The 16,525-nt window shown below is 43.6% G+C and carries 15 protein-coding genes; 6 read left to right on the top strand and 9 right to left on the bottom strand.

Annotated features, from left to right (window positions below; all coding sequences use genetic code 11):
- The first annotated feature begins 116 nt into the window (after window positions 1-116).
- Entirely contained in the window at window positions 117-269 is a 153-nt protein-coding gene (locus tag QR722_RS05665; RefSeq protein WP_286286085.1) for a hypothetical protein, read from the top strand.
- A 6-nt stretch (window positions 270-275) separates the two neighbouring features.
- Here QR722_RS05665 and tadA read toward each other — a convergent pair whose 3' ends face one another.
- The gene (tadA, locus tag QR722_RS05660; RefSeq protein ID WP_286286083.1) at window positions 276-770 is read right to left on the bottom strand and encodes a tRNA adenosine(34) deaminase TadA; all 495 of its coding nucleotides are present in this window, start codon (window positions 768-770) and stop codon (window positions 276-278) included.
- 220 nt (window positions 771-990) lie between these two features.
- Here tadA and QR722_RS05655 point away from each other — a divergent pair, with 220 nt between their 5' ends.
- Window positions 991-1,233 carry a hypothetical protein gene (locus tag QR722_RS05655; protein WP_286286081.1) on the top strand — a complete coding sequence of 81 codons (243 nt, stop codon included), beginning with the start codon at window positions 991-993 and terminating at the stop codon, window positions 1,231-1,233.
- An 86-nt stretch (window positions 1,234-1,319) separates the two neighbouring features.
- Here the strand turns inward: QR722_RS05655 and guaA are convergent, their stop codons facing one another.
- Together guaA and guaB are read right to left on the bottom strand one after the other, a co-directional pair.
- The gene (guaA, locus tag QR722_RS05650) at window positions 1,320-2,897 is read right to left on the bottom strand and encodes a glutamine-hydrolyzing GMP synthase (RefSeq protein ID WP_286286079.1); all 1,578 of its coding nucleotides are present in this window, start codon (window positions 2,895-2,897) and stop codon (window positions 1,320-1,322) included.
- Window positions 2,898-2,973: 76 nt separating this feature from the next.
- Window positions 2,974-4,443, bottom strand: a complete 1,470-nt coding sequence (gene guaB, locus QR722_RS05645) for an IMP dehydrogenase (protein ID WP_286286077.1) — start codon at window positions 4,441-4,443, stop codon at window positions 2,974-2,976.
- 108 nt (window positions 4,444-4,551) lie between these two features.
- On the opposite strand from guaB, the gene xseA reads away from it, so the two are divergent.
- From xseA to QR722_RS05630, 3 genes are all read left to right on the top strand, one after another.
- Complete coding sequence (gene xseA, locus QR722_RS05640; protein WP_286286075.1) at window positions 4,552-5,895, top strand: exodeoxyribonuclease VII large subunit; 1,344 nt, start codon at window positions 4,552-4,554, stop codon at window positions 5,893-5,895.
- 531 nt (window positions 5,896-6,426) lie between these two features.
- The gene (locus QR722_RS05635) at window positions 6,427-8,052 is read left to right on the top strand and encodes an endonuclease (RefSeq protein WP_286286074.1); all 1,626 of its coding nucleotides are present in this window, start codon (window positions 6,427-6,429) and stop codon (window positions 8,050-8,052) included.
- Window positions 8,053-8,183: 131 nt separating this feature from the next.
- Window positions 8,184-9,152 (top strand): transposase, encoded by a 969-nt coding sequence (locus QR722_RS05630; protein ID WP_286286072.1) that lies wholly within the window; start codon window positions 8,184-8,186, stop codon window positions 9,150-9,152.
- Between the two features lie 318 nt (window positions 9,153-9,470).
- Here QR722_RS05630 and nhaA read toward each other — a convergent pair whose 3' ends face one another.
- The 4 genes from nhaA to QR722_RS05620 form a co-directional block, all read right to left on the bottom strand.
- A complete protein-coding gene (gene nhaA / locus QR722_RS05625; RefSeq protein ID WP_286286071.1) occupies window positions 9,471-10,661 on the bottom strand; it encodes a Na+/H+ antiporter NhaA in 1,191 nt (396 codons plus the stop codon).
- Window positions 10,662-11,048: 387 nt separating this feature from the next.
- Entirely contained in the window at window positions 11,049-11,207 is a 159-nt protein-coding gene (locus tag QR722_RS19385; RefSeq protein ID WP_353506907.1) for a DUF1993 family protein, read from the bottom strand.
- Window positions 11,191-11,406, bottom strand: a complete 216-nt coding sequence (locus tag QR722_RS19380; RefSeq protein ID WP_502872455.1) for a DUF1993 family protein — start codon at window positions 11,404-11,406, stop codon at window positions 11,191-11,193. The genes QR722_RS19385 and QR722_RS19380 overlap by 17 nt, the downstream gene beginning before the upstream one ends.
- Before the next feature lie 266 nt (window positions 11,407-11,672).
- Window positions 11,673-12,218, bottom strand: coding sequence for a GNAT family N-acetyltransferase (locus QR722_RS05620; RefSeq protein WP_286286069.1), 546 nt, complete (start codon window positions 12,216-12,218; stop codon window positions 11,673-11,675).
- 746 nt (window positions 12,219-12,964) lie between these two features.
- Between QR722_RS05620 and QR722_RS05615 the strand changes: the two genes are divergently transcribed.
- A complete protein-coding gene (locus tag QR722_RS05615) occupies window positions 12,965-13,660 on the top strand; it encodes an esterase/lipase family protein (RefSeq protein WP_286286068.1) in 696 nt (231 codons plus the stop codon).
- 55 nt (window positions 13,661-13,715) lie between these two features.
- Here the strand turns inward: QR722_RS05615 and der are convergent, their stop codons facing one another.
- On the bottom strand, window positions 13,716-15,161 hold the full coding sequence (der, locus tag QR722_RS05610) for a ribosome biogenesis GTPase Der (protein ID WP_286286067.1): 1,446 nt from the start codon (window positions 15,159-15,161) through the stop codon (window positions 13,716-13,718).
- A gap of 118 nt (window positions 15,162-15,279) precedes the next feature.
- Complete coding sequence (gene bamB, locus QR722_RS05605) at window positions 15,280-16,524, bottom strand: outer membrane protein assembly factor BamB (RefSeq protein WP_502872464.1); 1,245 nt, start codon at window positions 16,522-16,524, stop codon at window positions 15,280-15,282.
- Window position 16,525 lies beyond the last annotated feature (1 nt).

The following is a 16,525-nucleotide window of genomic DNA, read 5'->3' as shown; positions in this document are numbered from 1 at the left end:
AACATTCGTTTTATTGTTTTCATTATTGAAACTTTCTGGTAGAAATGACTGTCTGAATTAAGGTACCTTAGTATTACACCAAGGAGTTCGATTTTTTAATAGGAATGGAGAATATAATGAAAAAAAGAAATGTGTTTTCACAACGTAATCGTTTGAACAATGGCAGCCGTCGACGGCTAATGGTCAAACGCTTACATCAAAAAGTCATCTTGCGTCGTCAGCAATATTTGCAATTTGATGCGCAGGAATTGTTTGCCGAAGCCAGTTAATTGCTATTACTTATTGGCTAGTTGCCTTTGAGCTTTGATCTGCTGTCGTCTTAATTTAAAAAATGCAGATAGCTTTTCGGCGCATTGTTCCCCTAGTATTCCAGACACCACTTCTATTTGGTGATTGAATCGTGGATCGTTAAGCAGGTTCATCAAACTCCCTGCACATCCGGTTTTATAATCAGCCGCACCATACACAACACGTTGAATGCGACTGTGCACCAGTAAACCTGCACACATCGGACAGGGCTCTAAAGTGACATAGAGGGTGGTATCCAGCATACGATAATTTTGTAAGCTTTGCCCGGCGCTACGTATCGCTAACATCTCGGCATGGGCAGAGGGATCATGTTGGCTAATTGACTGGTTCCAGCCTTCGCCAATCACCTTATTATCTTTGATTAATACCGCACCTACCGGAATTTCTCCCATATCTTGTGCATTATCAGCCAATTGCAATGCATATCGCATCCATTTTTCATCATCAGTCGAATTTATCATGGGTTGCCACTAATCGTTTATTTTTACTCTGATGGTTAGTCATTTTGCTTACTTATTAGCTATATTTACTAAGTATCTAGTAACTAAATAGTGCGCAAAATAGCTAACAAACTGTTTTAATTGATAATTTTTATATTGGTGAGAATTATGCAATAGATATTTTATATTAAGAAATTTATTTAAAACGCATCGTGATTTTACGCCACAGGAGAACCACCCCATGAATCTGACCGCAATCGCAATTATCGCTCTTATTTGCTGGACAATAGTCAAATTGACCGACAGAAGCAAGAAAGTTAAACCAGAAGCCAGCCCTAAGCAGGCTGACATTCATAATCAAGAGATGCTGCACCAACTACAAAGCATGCAAGAGCGCATCGCAGTGCTGGAAGCCATAGTCACTGATGAAAAGTACAATCTAAAGCGCGAATTTGATAATTTAGGTCGCAATAAGGCCGCATAACATCAACTCTATTAAACAAAAATAAGGCGCATACAGTGGATGCGCCTTATTTGGTTTAAGCAAATAGCTTTTCAGTTAACTACTGGTTATTCCCACTCAATGGTAGCCGGCGGCTTGCCGGATATGTCGTATACCACACGAGATATACCATCAATTTCATTGATAATACGATTCGATACTTTACCTAAAAAGTCATAAGGTAAATGGGCCCAATGTGCAGTCATAAAATCTATGGTTTCTACTGCTCTAAGTGAAACCACCCAATCATATTTACGGGCATCGCCCATAACACCAACCGAACGCACCGGTAAAAACACAGTAAAAGCTTGGCTGACTTTATGATATAAGTCGGCAGCATGTAATTCTTCGATAAAGATAGCATCTGCGCGGCGCAATAGATCACAGTAGGTTTTTTTAATTTCTCCTAACACTCGAACACCTAAACCAGGTCCTGGGAAAGGATGGCGATACAACATATCGTAGGGCAAACCCAGTTCTAAACCTACCTTACGCACTTCGTCCTTAAACAGTTCACGTAATGGTTCAACCAGTCCCATTTTCATATTGGCCGGTAACCCACCCACGTTATGATGGGACTTAATGACATGTGCCTTACCTGTGGCAGAGCCGGCAGATTCGATCACATCAGGATAGATAGTACCTTGGGCCAACCATTTGGCGTTTTCCAGTTTCTGGGATTCTTCATCAAACACACCGACAAATTCACGGCCGATTATTTTACGTTTAGACTCGGGATCCTGTTCGCCTTGCAGGGCGGCCAAGAAGCGATCTTCGGCTTCAATTTTGATAATATTTAGTCCGAAGTGATCACCAAACATATCCATCACTTGCTGTCCTTCGTTTAAGCGCAGCAAGCCATTATCAACGAATACACAGGTTAGCTTTTTACCAATTGCACGATGCAGCAACATGGCGGTAACCGAAGAGTCTACTCCACCAGATAGGCCCAAAATGACTTCATCGTCGCCGACTTTCTCTTTGATACGTTCAATAGCATCTTCAATGATACTGGCAGGTGTCCATAGCTTCTCACAGCCACAAATATCCATTACAAAGTGGCTTAATATACGCAGCCCTTGGCGCGTATGGGTTACCTCTGGATGAAATTGAACACCGTAGAAATGACGTGATGCGTCATACATGGCAGCATGGGGGCAACTTGGTGTCTGCGCAGCCGTGACGAAGCCTTCAGGTATTTCCAAAACTTTGTCACCGTGGCTCATCCAGACATCAAGTAAACCGTTTCCGTTCTCGGCAATGTGATCTTCGATATTAGCTAGCAATGGCATTTTTTCAATAACTTCAACCTGCGCATAGCCAAATTCACGTTTATCCGAGCCGAGTACTTGTCCACCAAGCTGCTCAGCCATAGTTTGCATACCGTAGCAAATACCAAATACGGGTACTCCGGCCTCAAACACATATTGCGGTGCACGTGGTGAGTTTTCTTCAGTAACGGACTCTGGACCACCGGAAAGAATAATTCCGTTGGGCTTGAATTCTTTAATTTGCTCTTCTGTTACATCCCATGCCCAAAGCTCACAATAGACCCCTATTTCACGCACTCGGCGCGCAATGAGCTGGGTGTACTGAGAACCAAAATCTAGAATTAATATGCGTTGTTGATGAATATTAGTGGTCATGGACATTCTCATATAGATAAAACGAAAAACAGGCGGAAGTGGCACTTACCGCCCGTGAAGATAAAGCATGCGTTGACTAACCTAAACGATAGTTTGGCGCTTCTTTAGTGATGCTGACATCATGGACATGAGATTCACCCATGCCTGCCGCTGTCACTTTGACAAATTGTGGCTTGGTGCGCAGTACTTCAATAGTCGCACTGCCCGTTAAGCCCATTGCTGAGCGTAAGCCACCCATTTGTTGATGAATAATATTAGAAATCGGCCCTTTATAAGCAACTCGGCCTTCGATTCCTTCAGGCACTAATTTCTCTTCATTCTTGCTGTCTTGGAAATATCGATCAGATGAACCATGGCTTTGGTTCATTGCACCTAACGAGCCCATTCCGCGATAAGATTTGTAGTAACGTCCTTGATATAGCTCTACTTCGCCCGGAGCTTCTTCGGTACCAGCCAACATACTGCCGACCATGACACAACTTGCCCCAGCGACTAATGCTTTGGCAATATCACCAGAAAAACGTATGCCACCATCGGCAATAACGGGAATGTCGCGATCTTTCAGTGCCTCGACTGCGTCAGCGATGGCCGTAATCTGTGGCACTCCACAGCCGGTAACAATACGAGTGGTACAGATAGAGCCAGGGCCAATGCCAACTTTAACCGCATCAACGCCTGCATCGGCTAGTGCAAGAGCACCCTCGGCGGTTGCTACGTTTCCAGCAATTATCTGGATATCAGGGAAGGCTTTTCGCGTTTCAGCTACTCGGTCGATCACTCCTTGGGAATGACCATGAGAGGTATCAATCAATAATACATCTACACCTGCTTCAACCAAGGCTTCAATTCGCTCTTTAGTCCCAGGACCGACACCTACAGCGGCACCTACACGTAATCGTCCAAGCTGATCTTTACAGGCATTGGGTTTGCTTTCTGCTTTTTGGAAATCTTTAACAGTGATCAAGCCTTTGAGTTTAAATGCGCTATCTACCACCAGAATTTTCTCTACCCGGTGTTCATGCATCAAGGCAAGGACTTCATCTGAGGCGGCGCCTTCAGGAACAGTTACCAAACGCTCTTTGGGCGTCATCACGCTGGTAATAGGCTGATCTAACTTATTTTCAAAGCGTAAATCACGACCTGTGACAATACCTATTAAGTTGTTGTCTTTGTCCACCACGGGGAAACCTGAAAAGCCATGATGCTTGCTCAAGGTGTTAATTTCACCGATAGTGGCTTTGGAATTGACCGTAACCGGATCTGACACCACACCACTTTCGTACTTTTTAACTGCACGAACATGATTAGCTTGATCTTCGATAGTCATATTTTTGTGAATAAATCCCATGCCGCCTTCTTGGGCTAACGCTATAGCAAGGCGCGCTTCAGACACGGTGTCCATCGCAGCAGAGATAAGGGGGATATTTAATGATACACTGCGGGTCAATCTGGTGCGCAGATCGGCAGTATGGGGTAACACTGTAGAGTGGCCTGGTACTAATAATACATCATCAAAAGTAAGGGCTTCTTTGGCAATCCTTAACATGCAACAACACCTATATTTAGCGGGTTTTAGTTGCGGCGTGATTGTAGCCGTTTTGTATAATCAGGTAAACTGTATTTGTAGTAAATTTTCAAAACTTTTAAGGCGCCCATGCTCAGTCAATCCAGCAATAGTAAAAATATCTTCACCGTTAGCCAATTAAATCGCATGGCGCGCAGTGTGCTCGAATCAGAAATTGGCCAAGTGTGGCTGTCTGCAGAGATTTCAAATTTCGTCGCGGCGTCGTCGGGCCATTGGTATTTCACGTTAAAAGATAGCCGTGCTCAAGTAAAAGCTGCGATGTTTCGAGGGGCCAACAGTCGGATCAAATTACGTCCCAAAGAAGGCGACAAAATACTAGTCCGTGCCACCATCGGAATATACGAAGCTCGTGGCGACTACCAGTTAGTGGTGGATTTCATGGAGCCTGAAGGCGAAGGCCAACTTAAACAGCAATTTGAGATGTTGAAAATTAAGCTATCTGCTGAAGGTTTATTCTCCACACACACCAAACAAAGCCTGCCTTCAGTTATTAATTCTGTGGGAGTGATCACCTCGGCTACAGGCGCAGCTTTACATGATATATTAACCGTACTTAAGCGGCGAAACCCTGCTATAAACGTAATAGTTTATCCTTCTCAGGTACAAGGGGAGCTTGCACCTGCATTGATTTGCCAAGCGTTGGACAAAGCGATTCAACGCAACGAAGTGGATGTGTTAATAGTTGGTCGCGGAGGCGGCTCGCTAGAAGACTTGTGGTGTTTTAATGATGAAGCGGTGGCCAGAAAAATATTTATCTGCCCAATTCCGATTATTAGCGCAGTGGGCCATGAGGTAGATGTCACTATTGCCGATTTCGTCGCAGACCTGCGAGCCCCCACCCCTTCCGCTGCTGCAGAGATGGTCAGTAGTGACCAAATAGATGTTTTACAAAGTATTGTCGCTCAGCAAAAGCGCCTAAGCCAAAGTATTCTTCGGCATATTCAGGGTTATGGGCATCATACCCAACTTATGGCACAGAAATTAAAATTAACTCATCCGGAAAATCGCATTCGTCAGCAATATCAACACTTGGATACACTGCGAATGACGTTGGAGCATCGCTTTAATCGCCAGCAATCTAATCTGCAACAACGATTAGCCAGCGCAAGTCAGCGTCTCGACAAACAGTCTCCGGCCAATATAGTCAATCAACATGTTCGCACTACCCAAAATTTGCAAGAACGGCTGAGCAAAGCCACTCATACTTTATTAAATCAACGTCAATTACAATTGGCCAAAGCCAGTCAATTACTCGATACGGTCAGCCCTTTATCAACGCTATCCAGAGGCTACAGTATTACCTTTAAGGATAACCAGATTGTCAAAAGCAGCAAAGAGTTACAAGCAGGCGATCAGATTTCAAGCAAATTCCATGATGGCGAAGTGACAAGTCAGGTCATCAAGCACCCTTAGCAACTCGCAGAGCCTATTAATCCCCAAAATTCAGGATCAAGAGGGTCAGAGGGATCAAGAGGGTCGGATCAAGAGGGTCAGAGTAACTTGAAAATTTTAACCCTAACAGTGAGCTAAACGACACTATTAAATACCAACGCATCGCCCCTAGTTGACATTGGATAGTGAAAGCAATAAACATCAGCATAAGTACTCGACGCTTTGCGTTTTCTAGATGCAAAGCTCTTTCAAATGCTCAGTGATGCTAGTTGTTGGGGCAATCATCACATCTAAAAATTCGAGCAAAGAAACCTAGCAGCTGACAGACCCGAATCACTCCAAATGTAACTGAGCAGGTTAGGTTAGCCAATCCTGCTCAAGTAGCATCACCTTAAAAATAAAAGAATAGCAATGCGAACGTTGACTGAACGGTCAAAAAAGTACACGCTAGAATCCCTACCAATAATAGGGAATCTAAGCCGCTATGGTTTTTAATAACCATTGCAGTCTCTAGACACTGATGACACATCAAAAAATAAAAAAGAGAATAAAATGAAAAGATACACAAGTATGTTGTTATTAGGGATGATGATTGTAAGTCAAATGACTTATGCAAATATAGAAAATGGAGATTTTGAAAACTGGACAGGCAATGTGCCTGATAGTTGGACTACGATAGATTCAGGTATCAGTCTAGCTGAATCGAGTAACATTGTTCATTCAGGAAGCAGCGCTGCAGCGATATCCGTCAACACGGCAACACAAGGTTCTACTGACTTTCTACAATCAGTAAGCGTCACGCAAGGACAAACTTATGACTTTAGCGTCTGGGTTTACCATACAGAAGGCAATGTGCGAGCCCGTTTATATGTAAACGGTTATCAAGGCTACTCCAACGAGTCGGCTACCAATCAATGGCAACAAATCAGTTATAGTTATACTGCTAGCAGTACAACGTTGATTAACGTGGGTCTGCGTTTCTATGATACCTCTGGATTTGACGGATCTGAAGTTGTCTACATTGACGACTTTGCTCCCACCAATAGCTCACCCGTAACTCCAGGTTGTGCTACAAATTCAGGTACCTTAAGTTTAACGACGGACAATTATGGCAGCGAAACCAGTTGGCAAATCACTAATAGCAGCGCCAGCGTGGTCGCTTCAGGTTCTGGTTATGCCAGCAATACCAATTACTCCGAGGAAGTTTGTCTAACTGACGACAGTTACACTTTTACCATTAATGACACCTATGGAGATGGCATTTGTTGTAGTTATGGCTCAGGCTCATATAGTCTGGCAGTTGGCGGGACGGTAGTAGCAAACGGTGCCAGCTTTACCAGTTCCCAAGCAAGCAGCTTCACCCTTGGCAGTTCAAGCGGTGGCGGCTCTGGAGGAGGCGGTACTGATTTAGGCACCTATTACCAATCAGTTGCAGGTTTAACAGGCTATAATTTAAAAACGGCCTTGTATAACATTGTAAATAACCACACCACCAAATCTTATGGTGACCTTTGGACATTTTACACTGCCAATGAAACAGATAAATATTATGAAAATGACAATTCCGTCATTGATATTTATTCTGAATCTCCAGGTGGAGGTGACCCGTATAACTTCACTTTGGTCAGTGATCAATGCGGAAATTATTCGGGTGAAGGGGGTTGCTACAATCGGGAGCACTCATTCCCAAGAAGTTGGTTTGGCGGTGCAGTTAATCCAATGAATACCGATGTTCATCACATATTCCCAACTGATGGCTATGTAAATTCTAAGCGCAGCAGCTATCCCTTCGGTGAAGTATCATCTGCTTCATTTACCTCACAAAATGGCTCTTTATTAGGCAGTGGAACCTCTGCACAGGGTTATACGAGTACCGTTTTTGAACCTATAGATGAATTCAAAGGTGATCTGGCTCGTGCTTATTTCTATATGGCGACTCGTTATGAAAACATCATCGCAGGATGGGAAAACAACAGTACCTATGTAGACGCGGCTTTAGACGGTACCAGCAGTCAGGTATTTGAAGCTTGGATGCTAGCATTGCTTAAAAAATGGCATACTCAAGATCCTGTTAGTCAAAAAGAATTGGATCGCAATGATGCGGCGGAATCATTCCAAGGCAACCGTAATCCATTTGTCGATCACCCTGAATTCGTTAACGAAATTTGGGGCAACTAATTTCCATCCGCTCCCCAAAAGACTAGAAATATTTCTAGTCTTTTAACCAGGACACCCACTTTAAAACTAGACTTGGAAAAAAAAGGAACTACGTTAACCTTGTAATAATGGAATTGGACAAGGACTACCAAATGCCTCTAGCTAGAAAGCGCCAAATCAGTTTGATTGATACGCCCTTTTACCACTGCGTTTCTCGCTGTGTTCGTCGTGCATTTTTGTGTGGGGAAGATATGCTCACAGGCAAAAGCTATGAATACCGCCGCCAATGGGTTGAAGACCGTTTGCTCTTTTTATCAAGGGTATTTTGTATTGATGTTTGTGCATATGCGGTGATGAGTAATCACACCCATGTTGTATTGCATGTGAATCAAGATGAAGCCAAGCAACTTAGTGACCAAGAAGTAATTATTCGTTGGCAAAAATTGCATAAGACCACGTTACTCGTACAACAATTTATGAATGACGACAGCGAAGCCACAGACAATGCTCAACAAATAACTTTGGACTCGACAATTGCAATATACCGGCGACGTTTGTTCGATATCAGTTGGTTTATGCGTGAGCTCAACGAGCCTATTGCACGCCAAGCCAATGCTGAGGATAACTGCACCGGTCATTTCTGGGAGGGTCGGTTTAAATCACAGGCACTCTTAGATGAACACGCGTTAGCCGCCTGTATGGTTTATGTGGATTTAAACCCTATTCGTGTCAACATGGCTACGCTCCCTGAAACATCTAAACACACAAGTATTCAACGCCGTATACTCAGTTTAAAAAAAGGCTATCAACCTAGAGCACTGATGCCTTTTGTGGGAAATCATGCTAATAACAAACCTTCAGCATTGAATTTTGATTTAATCGACTACATTCAATTAGTTGAGACAACCGGGCGGTGTATTGCCCCACAAAAATCAGGTACGATTGACATCACTGTGTCTCCCATTTTGCGACGTTTAGGTATAGATGAAAGCCATTGGCTAACACTAAGCCAATGTTTTGAAAGCTGCTTTAGTGTCGCGGCTGGTCAGCCCCAATCCATGAATCGCTATAAACATCACACTAAGCGAAAACGTATCCTAGGCATAGCCGTTTTTCCCTAAGCACAACGCAAATCTTTCACTCCCAAAATCAACTGCAGAGCTTGAGAGCTCCTGCTGAATTAAAACTCGTATCAACCATAACTTTAGCTTTAATGCTGGCTAACTCAGACTGATTTGGCGCAAAAAGTCATAATTTATGGATATCCCAACTTAAAATACAACGCTTATGGGAGAATCAAGCTTCTTCAAGAAGATATTTAATATGCCTGTCCATGATGAGGATGGCCCATGATGAGGATGCATGTCCATAGTTAAATAGTTTATAGCTTTAGCGCTAAGACATCTCATCTAATTCGACACGTCTTAGCGACTAGTCCCTTAAGCTGTTCTAGTTGAGTTCAAACTGATTTTCAGCACGATAAAACCAACTATACCGGAGGCCAGGGATCCAACAATAATTCCTAATCTCTCATCAAATAAAAGGTTAACGCCGGTTTCTTCAAAGGCCAGTGAGCCTACAAATAAACTCATAGTGAAACCAATTCCACACAGTGCGGAGGTACCGTACAAACTCGACCAACTCATACCTTCTGGTAACCTAGCCACTTTTAATTTTATGCATAACCAACACAGGCCAAATATGCCTATTTGCTTTCCAAGGAACAATCCAAGCGCGATACCCACAGGCACTGGATGCAACAGTTGCTCCACCCCTACACCTGTCATACTTATACCAGCATTAGCGAAGGCAAAAACGGGGAGTACAAAAAAGGCAACCACGGAGTGTAAATCGTGCTCCATACTTTTGAGCGGTGATATATTTGGGTCAGCTTTCGCGCGCATAGGTATAAACATTGCCAACACCACACCGGCAAGTGTTGCGTGAACACCAGATTTGAGTGTTGCTATCCACATAATAACACCTACTAAAATGTAGGCGCTCTTCGAAGTAACGTGTTTCTTATTCAAGGTAAACAGGATGGCAATACACGTGGCCGCTACAACTAACGCAGTTGCAGATATGTTCGAGGTATAGAAGAAAGCGATGATGACGATAGCACCGATATCATCAAAAATAGCTAATGAAGTAAGGAATATTTTTAGCGCAACAGGTACCCGTGATCCTAGCAACATTAGAACGCCCAGTGCAAATGCAATGTCCGTAGCAGCAGGGATGGCCCAACCATTCATAGCAACACTATCACCGGCATTGAAATATACATAAATTAGTGCTGGAACTAGCATACCCCCTACAGCGCCAATACCCGGCAAAACGATATTGCGTTTATCGGAGAGTTCTCCTTCGATCAATTCTCGCTTTAACTCAAGCCCCACTAAGAAAAAGAATATTGCCATCAGGCCATCGTTAATCCATAGCAGCAAAGGCTTAGCTATTTCTAGGCTACCGATCTTAACTTCAACTGGTGTTGAAAGTAGTAACTGATAGAAACGGTCGAGTGGTGTATTAGCCAGAATAATGGCGACGGCTGCAGCTATTATCAACAGGATCCCTCCCGCCGATTCCAGCTGTAAAAAGCGCGTGATGGAAGAGTTTTGTTGGTTGTTCATTTAATCTCCGAATCTTTAAACACTATGTTTTCCCTTGGGGAATTTCTGGCATGCTTGCATGGGTGTCTTCATAATCTCATTCATAATCTCATCTTGCTTGCATGGGTGTCTTCATAATCTTTCATTCATAATCTAATCTTCATAATCTAACATGAATTAGCCAAGATTTTGAGACCTTTAATCCTTACAACTTAACAAGCAAACTGGATCAAAGTGAGCAACCAGTCAATATTGGTTTAATAACTTTTTTGATAAATACAATATTAATACGCACTTGCACTACAGCACAAAGATATTCCACGTGTTCACTCAAGAATGTATGTCACAGTCTCACGGAAAAACTCAAGCACTTGCAAATGATGCGCTGCGCCAAACGGAAGTGACTTATTATTCAAATGGAAATCCATCATAATCCCCCTTAGTGATGGAGATCCCCCTAGATCGTGCAATGACGTAAACCACACTCAAATGGAAAAAGAAATTCGCCCGCGCAAAGTTATTTAAAAACGCTGAAGTAGTTAAGCTTACTTTAACCGAACCCGCCATAACGGAAATGCTGCCAATGTACAAAAGATCCGAGGAGGACATTCACGATAGGACAGCTTGTCCGCAATGCAAAACTCGCCGCGATTTCAGCTTGAGTATAAAGCGGCAACATATCATCTATTAACCTTGCCTCTAAAATTGAGGTGTCACCATCAACACTAGATTCTATTTTGCCAAAAAGCTTAGCGAGTGATTCCAAATACCCTGTAAACGCTTCCTATATGTTCTTTTTTCATTGCTTATTCCATGAGCTAAACAAACTGATCATTTTGCAAAATTTAAGTCAGATGATAATAGATATATCACTTTATATTATTGAAGCTTAGGTACGAGCAGAATCAATCACAAAGAACTGAAAGCAGAATAGATAAGACATTAAACCCTATTCCTTCTACAATCATGAGAAACAGCACCACAGACCCAAAAGTCGCCAGCAGCAAGACAGTTCCTTCGTTTTGTAACCCTTTACAATCGTTTTTGCATCTTTATCACTACACTATTAACCCCGTCAGCAGTCAAGTGCGAGTTTCTACTGACCTCCTTGTAGCCTCGGGCAAGATACAAAGGTTCGCCGGGGATGGTTGCGCCAAGCTCGATTAATTTGAATCCAGCATCTCGGGCTGCTGCTTCACTGAGCTCAAGCAGCATTGTCCCCACACCACAACGCACCCAAGATGGATGGGTATACATGGCTCGAACTCTAGCGGCATCTACTGCTGGATCGCTATAAGAATCGTCTCGACCTAGGGTGTGCGCACCGCCATACAAGGTTCGACGTTTTCCCCATCCGCCACAGCCAACCATAACCGTTTTTTCATGCTCTATGCTTTCAATAACGAAGTAGGTATTGTCCTCAATTAGGGTCACGTCTACTCCCATTGTTTGCTGGGCCGCTTCAATCTCCTTAGCAGTAAGGAACGACTTCATATTTTCCAAAATCGAGAGTTGCATCAGTGCAGTAATCTCAGGAATATCTTCTTGTGTTGCCAACCTATTGTTAAAATTAGACAATTTCCACCCTTCTATAACTTTTCTTGATAAGTATTACTCTAGTATCTATCACCCCGTCCCAGCAAACCCTGTAAAACAAATAGCAGTAATTTTGGCCTGGTTGCACAAATGGGAGACTTGCCGAGATTAGCCCTACACTAACGACAATAATCTACATCTGTCACCTAGCTAAAGTTGTGTATGCCACAAATTAAATTTCCATTCCAGCTAGAAACAACGGGCCTAAATTGCCCGTCTGAGCAAACCGTGATCCAATCACAATGATCATAACAATATCCGCTGCCGACATCTTCGATAAACTACCCAAGCCTACCAAACGTGTGTAAAGCAAAAAGACGACCTATGCTGCTTGCACCCAGAGCAGAACCTTAGGAATCCAATCCTAACCTGACGTGATCTATTTTTCAAACCGCTATCTCGGTTTTCTGTGAGGTATCTACACTGTGCTATAAATAAGCCTCATCGCGGCTTACCAGTCGTTGAAATATAGAAGCGTAGACAAATCTCCACCAGATACTCCCTGGGCTCAAAAGCCGCACTGCTAATGATATTTCACGGTGCTAATTTGCTCTCTACAGAATCACGAATTGTACTCAATGACTAGCCAGCCTAGAAAATACGGTTAACGGCCTTAACTAAATGGCCCTCTAAATTGGGGCTAAGTCTAGCCGCTGTACTAAAGTACTATGTCTTTATTAGCGTTTCGCAACTAATTTTATTGCTCCAATAAAAAAGAGCATTAAATTATGTTGAAAATAATCACTACCACTTTGCTTGCATTCCTATCAATATCCATAAACGCTTATGCAAGTGGCTGTAAAGACGCTGTCGTTTTAGTTCATGGCAATACGGCAACTCCTAGCAGTTGGGATAATACTTACAACTTACTTCTAAGCAATGGCTATACAAGTTCAGATATTTACCGTCCTAACTGGGGCTCTAAATATTGCGCTACCTGCAACAATCATAGCGGAAGTGAAGAGACCCCCGTGCGTCAGGCCATAAGTGATGCCATCGCTAATTCATGTACTGGCAAAATCGACGTAATCGGCCACTCGATGGGCGCGACTCTGGCGGCACAGCAAATCAGTAAGTTAAATGCATCCGCCAATGTAGATACATTTGTCGGTATCGCAGGGGCATTTAGAGGATTATGGAGCTGTGGTGTGTATCCGTTTAATGTGTGGAATTCTACTTGCGGTTATTATGGACTGTCGGTGCAAAGCCCATTCTTAGATGGACTCTATGGGGTGCCACTTGGTAGTAAGGTGTATTCGATTAAGAGTAATATCGATCAAGTTGTTTGCTCCACAGGGGTTTGCAGCGTGGGGGGGTTACACAGTAGCAGGGTTTGGAATGAAGATAATTCGTACACGTACACGCTAGGACACTTTGGCCTACAAACTGATACCGCAGAAAAACAGTTAGATCTGATTCAATAACGCAGCAACTGCGGGTACAGACAGCAAGTGACTGTATCCGCGCCTGCTATAATGGCTACTTTCTCTTATGGTGTGACATCAAACGCTTACGTTTACGCTCTTGAGATAACGTAAGTTTATTCACCTTGCCTTCAAATGGGTTAGCGCCTTCACGGAATACTATTCGAATTGGCGTGCCCATTGTTTGCAGCGACTTACGGTAGTAATTCATCATATAACGCTTGTAAGCATCCGGTAAATCTTCAACTTGGTTACCGTGAATAATGATAACCGGCGGGTTATAACCGCCCGCATGGGCGTATTTCATCTTCACTCTACGACTGCGAACCATTGGTGGTTGGTGATCATCTTGTGCCATCTCCATGATACGAGTCAACATTGAGGTATTGATCCGTTTAGTGGCAGAAGCATAGGCTTCCTGCACCGACTCGAATAAGTGACCTACGCCAGTACCATGCAAAGCAGAGATAAAGTGGATACGGGCGAAATCAACAAAGCCTAAACGACGATCGAGTTCGCGCTTAATCTCTTCTTTAACATCTTTATTTAAGCCATCCCATTTATTCACCGCAATGACCAAAGAACGACCGGCATTTAACACGAAGCCTAGCAAACTCAAATCTTGCTCACTGATCCCTTCACGGGCATCAATACACAGCAATACTACGTTGGCTTCTTCGATCGCTTGTAGGGTTTTGATAATTGAGAATTTCTCAACCGCATCTGCCACTCTTTTACGTTTGCGCACACCTGCTGTATCAATCAGGACGTACTCACGACCATCGCGCTCCATCGGAATGAAAATACTATCGCGAGTGGTGCCTGGCATATCGAATACAACTACCCGCTCTTCCCCAAGGATACGATTGGTCAGGGTAGATTTACCCACATTGGGTTTACCGACTATGGCAAGTTTAATCGGTAGACTCTGCAGCCTTTCAAGCTGGGCATCAGCGTCTTCATCATCATCATTACGCACCGCTTCGGGAATATGCATATCCGGAAATAAAGCTTCTAGTGGCTGCATTGAGCGTTCCAATAACTGGGTTACGCCTCGTCCATGGGTGGCAGCTATTTGCGAGATTTCGCCCAATCCAAGCGAATAGAATTCTGCACTTTCGCTGTCACCATCAATCCCATCAACTTTGTTTGCCACCAGATAAACGGTTTTTTCTTGCTTACGTAAATGGTTAGCGATGGCCATATCATCAGGTGTTAACCCTGCGCGAGCATCAACCAGAAAGAGAACCACATCGGCTTCATCTATGGCCAATAACGACTGTTCCGCCATTTCCGCATCGATGCCTTGTTCATCACCGCTTATCCCACCAGTATCAACAACGATAAATTGCAGCCCCTCATACTTTGCCTGACCATATTTACGGTCACGGGTCAGTCCAGGATAGTCCGCCACCAAGGCGTCACGAGTATTCGTTAAACGGTTGAACAAGGTAGATTTGCCGACATTAGGTCTGCCGACAAGGGCAACAACAGGTAACATATATTTTTTCCATCAAAAACAAGGACGGCTCAAACGTTCTTATCGACCGTTGAGCCGTCTTTAAATATAGCGTCTATTTTGACTATAACCTAACCAAAATCAGGCTATTTAATCTAGACTAAAGAGCAGGTACCTCAATGGCTACCAATTCGCCATCACGGGTCTGTGCATATAATTTATTGCCGTTGGTCACTGGCTCAACATAGATACCTTCATCCTCGTCGTCACCACCAATATCCATACGAGCTACAATTTGTCCATCAGATTGATTCATCCAATGTAGGTAACCATATTTGTCGCCTACCACGACATAATCTCCAATGGGCTCAGGAGCGGTCAAGTTACGCTTTTTAAGGGCACTTTGACTCCACAGCTCTACCCCATTTCGGCGATCAATACTGTACATATTACTGTTTACATCAGTCACATAAAGGCTATTACCCGCCACGCCAATCCGGCGATACGAATTGTATTCTCGTTTCCAGATAATTCGACCGGTACGCAATTCCACTGATGCTAGCGTACCGTCAAATGAGATCACATAAATAATACCGGCCAACACGACTGGCTCACTATCGATATCAACAATACGTTCTAATTCTGTCGCGCCAGAGGGGGCAGAAATGGTTTCTTCCCAAGCGGTTTGACCGCTGGCTAGAATATTTACCACTAATTTACCTGTCGCAGTACCTACGATTGCGCCACCATTAACCGCTACAGGGGTTGAAATACCGCGTAAGCTTAGGGCTGGCACGTCGGAATCATAACTCCAAAGTTGCTCACCTGTGGTTGCATTTAACGCAAACAAGGTACCAGAGCCTGTGTTAACCACCACAACTTGCTCATCTACTGCTGGCGGGGCTATCACTTCGCCGCGAACTTTCACCCGCCACTTGGTTTCACCCGTATTGGCATCCAAAGCAAAAACCTCGCCGTCTTCAGTACCGAAAAAAACGGTTTCGTAACTGATGGTCAAGCCACCGGAGATTTTAGCTGAAATGCCTGATGACCATATATTACTGATGAAGCTAAACCAACTATCATTGGGATAGGTAGCCAAGTCACGCTTCCAGATTTCTTTACCGCTAGTTTCATCAAAAGCAGCAACTGTGCCTTGTCGACTGGCGGCATAAACCTTATCGTAAGCTAAAGCAGGACGTAATCGTGAGTAATAAAAATCTACCCCACCGGATAAATCCTGGCTCCAGATTCGTTTCGCTTCAAATTGCGCTTCAATTGGTTTTAGGGTGCGAATTTCAAGTTCTTCATCATCGGTAAACCAGCCTGATATAGTTGAACAACCGCCTAAAGACAAGACTGCAATCAGCACTAGCCCTTTGGTCCAGCTTAGTGTTGAAAACATA

It is taken from the genome of Aliiglaciecola sp. LCG003, assembly GCF_030316135.1.
In the GTDB taxonomy this organism is placed as follows: Bacteria; Pseudomonadota; Gammaproteobacteria; order Enterobacterales; family Alteromonadaceae; genus Aliiglaciecola.
Note: the sequence above shows the minus strand (reverse complement) of the source record. Positions and strands in the feature narration are given on the sequence as shown.